This is a genomic window from Shewanella sp. Isolate7 (assembly GCF_022398425.1).
GTDB lineage: Bacteria > Pseudomonadota > Gammaproteobacteria > Enterobacterales > Shewanellaceae > Shewanella.
Genome location: NZ_JAKEVJ010000101.1, coordinates 21027 through 31111, shown reverse-complemented (window position 1 = coordinate 31111; position 10085 = coordinate 21027). Strand labels below are relative to the sequence as shown.

Sequence of the window (10085 nt, the reverse complement as noted above, 5' to 3'; positions counted from 1 at the left end):
TAAAAATACTAATACAGTTATCGAGCGTTTTAACAAGCTAGAATGATCAATTATTTATTACGATTGGTATCATACCTTGCCGATTAACATTCGACGATGTTAACGGCCAGGCCGCCCTTAGCGGTTTCCTTGTACTTGCTGCGCATATCTTTGCCGGTATCCATCATGGTCTTGATCACCTTATCCAGGGAGACCTTGTGATTGCCGTCGCCGCGCATCGCCAGGCGTGAGGCGTTGATTGCCTTTACCGCGCCCATGGCATTACGCTCGATGCAAGGCACCTGAACCAAGCCGCCAACAGGGTCGCAGGTGAGGCCCAGGTTGTGCTCCATGCCGATCTCGGCGGCGTTTTCCACATGCTCTACCGTCCCACCCATGATCTCAGTGAGTGCGGCGGCGGCCATGGAGCAAGCCACGCCCACTTCGCCCTGGCAACCCACTTCGGCACCCGAGATTGAGGCGTTCTTCTTATAGAGAATGCCAATGGCGGCTGCGGTCAGCAGGTATTGGCAACAGATATCCAGATCCACCTTTTGAACGAAGGTATCGTAATAGCAGAGCACGGCCGGAATGATGCCCGCGGCGCCGTTGGTCGGTGCCGTCACCACGCGATCGCCGGCGGCGTTTTGTTCGTTAACCGCCAGGGCAAACAGATCGACCCAATCCATGGCGGTCAGCGGATCAACCACTGTCTTGCTCTCGGCCTTAAGGCGTCGATATAGGGCCGGTGCACGGCGTCTGAGTTTCAGGCCGCCAGGGAGTATGCCCTCCTTTTGATAGCCTCGCTCGACACAGGTCTTCATGGTCTGCCAGATGGTCCACAGGCGCTCTCTGATGTCCTTCTCGCTGGCGATAGACAGCTCGTTCTCCATCATCAGCGCAGAGATACTCAGGCCGTTCTCGACGCACATGTCCAGCAGCTCGGCCGCGCTATTAAAGTCATAGGGCGCCGCTTCGATAGGGGAGGCTGGCGAGGCATCCTGCGCCTGGATCTCGTCCTCATCTAAGATGAAGCCACCACCAACAGAGTAGTAGGTGCGCTGGTAGATGCAGTTTCCCTTGGCATAGGCGTAAAGGGTCATGGCGTTGGCGTGGGCCGGTAGACTCTTGCGTCTGTGGTAGGTGATGCCATCTTCACGGCTGAAGCGCACTACCTTGTTGTTGGGCATGGTTAAGGTTTGTGTGTCGTGTACCTGCGCCAGGGTGGCGTCGATTTTGTCGGTATCCACGGTTTCAGGGGCTTCGCCCATCAGGCCTAAGATCACCGCCTTGCCAGTGCCGTGGCCCTTACCGGTTTGGCCGAGTGAGCCAAACAGCTCTGATCTCAGCTCATCTGTGTCTGCTAGATGACCATGTTTTTCTAAATCTTGAATGAAGACATTACCCGCTTTCATCGGGCCAACGGTATGGGAGCTTGAGGGCCCGATACCAATTTTAAACATGTCAAAAACGCTAATCATTATAAAACCCTGTTGTAATCATTATTTTCGTTATGCAATCTCAGTGATTTTAGGCCAATTTATTTATTCATGCCTGAGGGGGCGTTAATGTGGCCCCGTTGTGCTAATCTTGCGAGCACATTAAGATCGTCAATTGTTAAGTATCCCATACTTTAGTCGCAGCTTTCGCATTAGTTTTTTTCAAGAAAAAGTTTCGCATTAGGCATACTATTGCTAACCGTGGAGGCTTGAGGAGAGCGGCTCGATGATTTGTGGTTTTATCAATTGTATACAAAAGCTTAGGTGACTTTGCCTTTATGAGTGTTTGTTTAGCGTTAGCGTCAATTAAACTGATTTAACAGTTTTTCTAGGGGGAATTGTGAGTTATTTAATGATGGATTTGTTATCCACCGAGATGAATGCGCAGGAGCAAGCGCAGTTGATGCATCCCATGGTCGGTGGGCTGATATTGTTTTCCCGCAACTACCAAGATCGTGACCAGCTCTGCGCCTTGGTGGCCTCCGTGCGTGCCCTAAGACCCGAACTGCTTATCGCAGTAGACCATGAGGGAGGTCGGGTACAAAGATTTATCGACGGCTTTAGTAAGCTCCCCGCGATGGGCGACATATTGCCAGCGGCCAAGCAAGATCTTCCATTGGCCAAGCAGTGGGCGACCGAGCTTGGCTTCCTCATGGCCGTCGAGCTACTGAGTTGTGATATCGATTTAAGTTTTGCGCCTGTGCTGGATCTGAACGGCATCAGTCAGGTGATAGGCACCCGGGCCTTTAGCGATAAGCCTGATGAGGTGATCGCCTTGGCCGACGCCTTCATTCAAGGGATGCAGGACGCCGGGATGGCGGCGGTGGGCAAACACTTCCCCGGCCATGGCAGCGTGGCGGCAGATTCTCACATCGCCAGGCCGGTCGATGAGCGTAGCGAAGCCGAGATCCGCGCCCTGGATATGGTGCCATTTCAACACCTCATGGGGGCTAAGCGACTGCAGGGGGTGATGCCGGCTCACGTGGTCTACCCTAAGGTGGATGCTAATCCGGCGGGCTTCTCATCCTATTGGCTCAAGCGGGTGCTGCGCGAAGAGTTGAAATTCGATGGGGTGATCTTCTCAGATGACCTTGGTATGAAGGGCGCCGGCGTGGTGGGCGGCTATCCCGAGCGGGCAAAGGCGGCCATAGAGGCTGGTTGTGACATGATATTGCTGTGTAACGACAGCCAGGGAGTCAGCGAACTGTTAACCTCGTTCGAGTGGCCAGAGCAGGGGCCACAGGTGCCGGCGCGTAAACTACTGGCTAATAGGCCCCAGGTCGCCAAGGCGTTAGAGGATGAATCTCGTTATCTGGCGGCAAGAAGCATAGCAGAGCAGATCTGTATGGGCTAAATTTGATGTAGCGCAACAACAGGCAATGATGAGTTAGCTAAAGTTAATATTCACTTACAGTTAGCAGGTAACAGGATGATCCTCTATTTCCACGGTTTTGACGCCACCAGTCCGGGTAATCATGAAAAAATGCGCCAGCTGCAGTTTGTCGATCCTGACGTGCGTCTGGTGAGCTACAGCACGCTCCACCCCAAATATGATATGCAGTATCTATTGAACGAGGTGAGTCGTCAGCTGAACCAGAGTGATGATCCCGCGCCCCTGGCGATAGGCGTCGGTCTCGGTGGCTATTGGGCCGAGCGCATCGGTTTTCTCAATGGGCTCAAAACCGTGATGATTAATCCCAACCTGCATCCGGAAGACAATATGCTCGGCAAGATAGACAGGCCCGAGGAGTATGCCGATATCGCCAACAAATGTGTCAGTCAGTTTAGGGAGAAACATAAGGGCCGTGGCATGTGTATCTTGTCCCGCCAGGATGAGGTGCATGATAACCAAGCGGTGGCTAGTACCTTAGCGCCTTTCTATCCCATCGTTTGGGATGAGGAGCAGCGTCACAAGTTTCCATCGTTGGCGGCGCACCTTGGCGAGATAAAGGCCTTTAAAGAGCGGCAGTAACAATGTTTAATCCAAAAAGGAGCCAGTAGGCTCCTTTTTTATGGGCAAACCTTACTGACAACTCAGAGGCAGGCTGATCTGATCCAGTAATAGTGGACACTTTGCTAAGCACTATTTTTTAATTCAAAGTTCTCTGGACTTAAATACCCAAGAGCACTATGCCGTCTGGTCCGATTATAATCAACCTCAATATACTCAAATACCGCTTGTCTCATTTGATCACGCGTCATGAGCGGCTCGTCTTGAAGCAAAGCACGGTAATTATTTGCGCAGTATTGGCTGCCTCGGTCGCTATGGACAATCACGCCGGTAGGAAAACCTCGGCGGAATAACGCCATCCTCAAAGCGTCACAAACAAGCTCCGATGTCATCCTACTTGCCATCGACCAACCCACCACGGTGCGAGAGTAAAGGTCAATAATTACAGCCAGATAGAGCCATCCTTCGTTGGTGTACAAATAGGTGATGTCGCCAGCCCACTTCAGGTTCGGCGCATTTGCAGTAAAGTTCTGCTCTAGCAAATTAGGCGCGACTGGATGCTTATGGTTACTGTCGGTAGTKACCTTAAATTTCTTCGCCGCCTTTGGCACTAAACGCTGTCGTGACATGCTGTCCATAATGGTTTTGATGTCCGCCTTATAGTTATTATCCGCTAAATCTTGCTGAATTCGTCTTGCGCCATTGCGCTTCTTGGAATCGTCAAAGGACGCTTTAATCAGCACATCACGAGCCGCACGCTTAATCGCTCTTGGACTCAGTGTCATGCCATTCTGGCGCCAGGTGTAATACCCACTACGCGATACCTTGAGCACATCAACCATCCGCTTGAGAGAAAAACGGTGCTGATGCTCAAGGATGAACTCAAATCTGGCTACTTTTGGTTCTTCGCGAAGTAGGTGGCCNTAAATCTTGCTGAATTCGTCTTGCGCCATTGCGCTTCTTGGAATCGTCAAAGGACGCTTTAATCAGCACATCACGAGCCGCACGCTTAATCGCTCTTGGACTCAGTGTCATGCCATTCTGGCGCCAGGTGTAATACCCACTACGCGATACCTTGAGCACATCAACCATCCGCTTGAGAGAAAAACGGTGCTGATGCTCAAGGATGAACTCAAATCTGGCTACTTTTGGTTCTTCGCGAAGTAGGTGGCCTCCTTTTTTAAAATCGCTAAATCTTCGGCTTGTTCAGCGAGTTGGCGTTTAAGTCTTGCAACCTCGGCAGCAAGTTCCGCTTCTCTTGACGTGGTGTTTGATTTCTTCTCAGCACTAGAGCGCCAACTGTAGAGTTGTGACTCGTAAAGATTAAGCTCACGCGCTGCTGCGGCTACACCAATTTTCAGAGCAAGCGTCAGCGCTTCTGTTTTAAATTCTTGCGTGTGGATCTTGCGGGGTTTCTTTGTTGACATATTTCGCCTCAATAAGCGAGTTTACTCACTTAGCGAGATGTCCAAAAGTATTGGATCAGATCAATACTGAACTGGCCGGCCGATTCACGCACACCCAGAATAATCTCGCCGCCAAGGGTATTGGCAAAGGCGCTGTAACTCTCCCACATGTCTTCCGGTAGCTGGTCCTGACCATCCCGGCCCGCCGCCAGCTTAAACTCTACCTGCACCGACTCATGCAGATGCTGAATATCATCGAGGGCAAATTGAGTCATGGGCTGTCCTTGTACTGCAGTTTCCCCTGATATAACACGGGTTTCGCCCTCTGGCCAGTGAGGGCTCAGCCCTTGCCCGGCTTCACCGGCTTAAAACACTCCTTGTCGAGGCCGTATTTTTTCATCCGCAGGTAGAGCTTTTTGCGGGGCACATTGAGATGATCCGCCGCCTCCGACACCCGGCCCGAGAACAAAAACAGCGCATCCTCAATCAGACGCTTTTCATAGTCGTCCACCAATTCATCCAGCGGGCCTTTAACCAAGGGCACCGCCGCAATCCGCTGCACATTGGCCAGTTTGACTATGCCCACCGCGTAAAGCTCGGCCACGTTGCGAAGCTCCCGCACGTTACCGGGCCAGCTGTGCTGTTTGAGGTTGTCCAAATAGCGATTTTCCACCGCAGGCACCTTGCGCGACAGTCGGCGGCAGCTCTCTTTCAGGAAGGCCATAAACAGCGGCACTATATCGCTTGGACGTTCGCACAGGGCTGGCAGCCGCAGCCTGACCTGGGAGAAATAATAAAAGCACTCGGGGGTGAGGGTTTGCTGCTGTACCAGGGCTTCGGGCTGGCTTTCCAGAATGGCAATGGTGCGCACATCCTTGTTGCCACGGCGTTCCTGATCCAGCAGAAAGCTTGCCAGCCAACGTTGGCTGTCGGTGGGCAGATGCTCAAGCTCCCGTAAAATTAGGGTGCCGCCACGGCTGGCATCCACCGCCTGTTGCAGTTTCTCCGGGCTTTCCACCAGAGCGCATTCGAGCTGTTGCTGTGGTCCTTCGGCTCTGGGGCCAAGCTTGTGCAGCAGTGCCGCCAGGGTGTTGCGACCGACGCCGCGGGGGCCTTCCAGCATCACGTCGCGGTCGGTTAAGGCCAATTGACCGAGCTGCTCTCTGAGGTCGTTGATTTGTGCACTGCTGCCAAGCAGTTGATCTGCGAGAGAGTCCTGAATCGTTTGTCGCTGGTCAATCAGTTGATGGCGCTGCATGGCGGCCTTTTTTACCAGCGCAAGAAAGGTTGGTGAGTCGAGGGGCTTTTCAATAAAGTCGGCGGCGCCTTGCTTTACAGCCTTTACCGCCAGTGGAATATCGGCGTGCCCCGTTATCATGATGACCGGGATCTGCGGGTCGATGCTGTGCACGGCTGTCAGCAAATCCAGACCGTGCATAGCGGGCATGTAGATGTCGCTCACTACCACACCGTCCCAGTCGCGGCTCAGTACCTCCAGCGCCTTTTGCGGCGAGCTTGTTGCCCGCACCTGATAGCCAGACAAATAAAACAGCTGCCGACAGGCATCCAGCACGTCCTCATCATCGTCGATAAGCAGCAGATTCGGCTTGGGTTTAAGCAGATATGGCATGGGGGAACTCCAGCAGCATCAGGGTGTTGCCTTCCATGGTGCAGGCAAGGCGGATATCGCCTTCCTGGCGCTCCATCAGGGTTCGGCAAATCGACAGCCCCAGCCCCAGCCCCACTTCTTTGGTGGTGACAAAAGGCAAGAACAGTTTTTGCAGTACAGCCTCGGGAAAGCCTGGGCCAGTGTCGCGAATGGCAATCAGGCTACTGCCGGGCTGCGGCAGCTGTTCGATAAAGATGTGCCTGTGCTCGCAGCTCGCGATGGCATCGAGGGCATTGACCAGCAGGTTAATCAGCACCTGCTCTATTTCCACCGGATCGCCAATCACGCTCAGGTTAGCGTCAAGGCGGCTTTCTACCTGCACGTTATCGCGCTTTATTCGCGGCGCAAGCAGCAGCAAGGCGCTATCGGCCACGGCGCCAAGGGACAGGGCTTCCCGGCCCCTGATAGCCGGTGTTTTGCGGGCAAACTCTTTCAGCGCGCCCACAATGCGGTGCATCCGCTGGCTGAGCTGACTGATGCGCTCAAGATTATCGGTCAGCAGCGTCATGTCGCCCTGCTCGGCGGCCATACGGCTGGTGTAAAGGAAGGTAGAAATCGCCGACAGCGGCTGATTCAGCTCGTGGGCCATGCTGGTCATCGCCTGGCCCAGCACCGCCATTTTGGCTGCCTGAATGAGTTCGTCCTGAGCCCGCAGCAGGTCATTCTGGGCTTGGGTGCGGCGCTCAACTTCCTGTTCAAGCTGCTGATTTTTGTCTTTCAGATCCCGGGTGCGCTCGGCAACCCGCTCCGACAGCTCGCGGGCCGTCAGCTCCTGGCGGGTCATATCGGTGATGGTGATAATGGTTTTAAGCTCCCCCGCCTGCTCATAGCGGCGAAAGTCGAAGTGCCAGAAGGCCTGTTGTTTGTCGCTGCCAAGCTCCAGCAAACAGTGGCTCTGGCCGAGTCGTTGCAGGGTGCTGCCGGGGGCAAACTGGCTTGCCAGTTCCTGCGCTGCCGCAGGGGGAAATGCCTGCCACAGCAGTGACTGCTCGGGCTCATTGCCCAGGGGCAGCAGTTCGCGGGCGATGGGGTTGACCGATTCAATGGTGCCATCCATCAGGCAGGTGATAAGGCAGGCCTGGGTGTTGTTAATCAGGTTGAGGGCGTTGGTTTTTTCCATCAATTGCCGCTGGGCGCGAAACTGCAGTAACTGCCCGCCAAGGCGGCCAATCTCGTCGCTGCCGCGCACGCTCAAGGGGCTCGACAGGTCGTTGTTGCATACCTTGGCCAAATCTTCGCTGAGCAGGTTCAAGCGGCCAATCAGACGCCTGGAAATCAGTCCGGTCAGTACGAAGGTGCTTAAAATCAGCGCTCCGGTGAGGATCAGCAGCAGCCAGACTTTGCCCTGATTCACCTGGCGGTTGGTGGCCAGCACCAGAGACTCAAGATTGGTGTTGGCTTGGGCCACGGCAGTGACCACCTGCGCATGGTAGGGTTGGATAAGCTCGTTGATTTTCGGTTGCAGTGCTTTGATTTGGCGCTGGTTTTCCACATCTTCACCGAACAGTTGATGCAAGGCGCCTGCGGGTTTCACCAACTCCACCAGTTCCTGCAATATCTGGCGATGGCTCACAGTCGATGGGTAGGCCGCAAGCTGGGTGGTGAGCAGCCTTAACTCATCGATTTGAAAGCCAATAAATGAGAAGGCGTGTTCCAGCTCCCTTTGATGACGCTGGTTGATAATCTCGGTGCTGAGCTTATGAATTTCGTTTTCTTTCAATGCGATATTTTGCAGTACCGAAAACTCCTGCAGCACCGAATTGATGGTGTTGGCCGAAGTGCGGTTATCAAGCTGGGCGCTTAAGTGCCAGGCCACTTCCTGCAGCAGCGGTGTCATTTCATCGGTCAGGTCCTGATGCAGCCTTGCCAGCTGCTTTTGCTGCGATGCCAGCTGCTGCGCCAGGGTCAGTTGGTGGCGCAGCAGCTGATTCTGGTTTTGGATCAAGGCTTCAAGCTCGGCAAAGCGGGCCTGTTGCCGTGCCAGCTCATCGTCGCTGTGCTGGTTCACAAGGTAAGCATTTTCAAGCTCGCTCATGGCCTCGGTAATCTGCCGCTCGAGGGTTAGCAGGGTGATTTCATCCTCGGCGCCGGGCAGTTGTCCCAACAGTTGCAACAGCCGGTTACTGGCGCGCTCCAGTTTGTAGGTGGCATTGATGGTGGGTACGCTTTCACTGATGATGCTGCTGACCTGGGCGCTGAGCTGTGTCCACACCCCGAGGCTAGTCAGGCCGACCAGCAATGTCAGCCCCAACATGGCCGAAAAGGCAATAAAGAGTCGCCTGCCAAGGGGCGATTGGGACTTGGACATCAGAGGTACTCCAGGGTACGAACCAGTGCCATGGCCTGCTCCAATTGCAGGGCGACCTGCATGCGCCAGTCCTGCATGGTGCGCTCCATCTGCGTCGAGGGTTGCTGTTCATAGTAGGCAAACACCGCTTGCAGATCGGGGGACATGGCCTCGGCTTCGCTGATCGGCACCCGACTGGCAAGGGCAACAGCCTGGGACAGTATCTGATGGTTTTTCGGCGTGTTTTTCATGGCGCCCAGGGCCTTGATGATGGCTAGCCAAGTATAACGAAGTTTAGGTAGCTGCTGAGAAATCGCCTGCTCAAACAGCGCTTTAATCACATTGTTGCGTAAAAAAAGCTGTTGTTTTTCGATAACAAAGTCGGTGCTGTGGGCCAGCTTGTCATCGTTTAAGGGCGTTTTGCCGAATTCGGGTTCGGTGAGAATGGCCTGCCCCTCGGCAGACAGCAAAAAGTTCAGAAATTGCCTGGCTTTATCGGCGTGGGCCTCCTTGGCAGTGAGGCCGCAGTAGGTGGGAAGAATGACGGTATCGGGCAGATAGCTAAAGCCCACATACTCGAAATGGCGCTGGGCGGCACTGGCGTAATTGTCTATCACAGGGCCTGCGCCCACCAGGCCACGGCTGATGGCATCGCTGACCCCGAAACTGCGGGCCGACAGCGAGGCAAGATTGCCTCCAATGCGCATCAGCAGTGCCCAGCCTTTATCCCACCCTTCTGATTGTAATATGTTTTCCACCATCATATGGGTGGTGCCCGAATAGCTGGGCGAACTCATCATCACATGGCCGTTAAAGCCGGGCTGGGCCAGGTCCTGCCAGCTGCGGGGCTGTGGCAGCTTGTGTTTATCCAGGTAGTCACGATTGAACATCAGCCCAATGCCGGAGTAAGCCACCGGCAACACATAGTCGCTGGCTGGCAGGCTGTGGGGCGCAAGCCAACTGGGGACATTGGACAGCTTGCCAAGCGGTGCCAGCAGTTTTTGCTGCAGCAGGGTTTGAAACAGCGTCGGCGAGGACGACACCACCAAATCCACCTTGGGCTGGTTGCCGTCGGTCAGCAGCCGGATGGCGGGCAGGGTGCGGCGGTAAATCACCCGCACTTCGCATTGATCCCAGGCCGAGAATTTATCGACCAGTCCTTTAAAGGGCAGCTCGGAGAAAGAGGTGAGGATCACCAGGCAATTGTCTTTTGCCTGGCTGGTAATTGGCCAGCCAAGGCAGAGCATCAGTAGTAGGGCGAGCAGTTTTTTTTGTGTCATGGCTCAAATTTTTT

At 54.4% G+C, this 10085-nt stretch carries 6 protein-coding genes and 3 pseudogenes; 2 read left to right on the top strand and 7 right to left on the bottom strand.

Annotated features, from left to right (window positions below; all coding sequences use genetic code 11):
* Positions 1-83: 83 nt before the first annotated feature.
* Positions 84-1460, bottom strand: a complete 1377-nt coding sequence (locus L1D47_RS18720) for an L-serine ammonia-lyase (RefSeq protein ID WP_239886364.1) — start codon at positions 1458-1460, stop codon at positions 84-86.
* 358 nt (positions 1461-1818) lie between these two features.
* Here L1D47_RS18720 and nagZ point away from each other — a divergent pair, with 358 nt between their 5' ends.
* Together nagZ and ycfP are read left to right on the top strand one after the other, a co-directional pair.
* Positions 1819-2832 carry a beta-N-acetylhexosaminidase gene (nagZ, locus tag L1D47_RS18715; protein ID WP_239886363.1) on the top strand — a complete coding sequence of 338 codons (1014 nt, stop codon included), beginning with the start codon at positions 1819-1821 and terminating at the stop codon, positions 2830-2832.
* 75 nt (positions 2833-2907) lie between these two features.
* Positions 2908-3450 (top strand): alpha/beta hydrolase YcfP, encoded by a 543-nt coding sequence (ycfP, locus tag L1D47_RS18710; RefSeq protein ID WP_239850275.1) that lies wholly within the window; start codon positions 2908-2910, stop codon positions 3448-3450.
* Between the two features lie 104 nt (positions 3451-3554).
* Here the strand turns inward: ycfP and L1D47_RS18705 are convergent.
* The 6 genes and pseudogenes from L1D47_RS18705 to L1D47_RS18680 all read right to left on the bottom strand — a co-directional run.
* A pseudogene (locus L1D47_RS18705) lies at positions 3555-4349 on the bottom strand (IS3 family transposase); the annotation flags it as partial.
* Positions 4350-4518: 169 nt separating this feature from the next.
* Positions 4519-4856 (bottom strand): annotated as a pseudogene (locus L1D47_RS18700) (transposase); the annotation flags it as partial.
* A 59-nt stretch (positions 4857-4915) separates the two neighbouring features.
* Positions 4916-5110 (bottom strand): annotated as a pseudogene (locus L1D47_RS18695) (ATP-binding protein); the annotation flags it as partial.
* Between the two features lie 65 nt (positions 5111-5175).
* A complete protein-coding gene (locus L1D47_RS18690) occupies positions 5176-6465 on the bottom strand; it encodes a sigma-54 dependent transcriptional regulator (protein WP_239886362.1) in 1290 nt (429 codons plus the stop codon).
* On the bottom strand, positions 6449-8812 hold the full coding sequence (locus tag L1D47_RS18685) for an ATP-binding protein (protein WP_239886361.1): 2364 nt from the start codon (positions 8810-8812) through the stop codon (positions 6449-6451). Before L1D47_RS18685 ends, L1D47_RS18690 begins: the two co-directional genes overlap by 17 nt.
* The gene (locus L1D47_RS18680) at positions 8812-10071 is read right to left on the bottom strand and encodes an extracellular solute-binding protein (protein ID WP_239886360.1); all 1260 of its coding nucleotides are present in this window, start codon (positions 10069-10071) and stop codon (positions 8812-8814) included. The genes L1D47_RS18685 and L1D47_RS18680 overlap by 1 nt, the downstream gene beginning before the upstream one ends.
* Positions 10072-10085 lie beyond the last annotated feature (14 nt).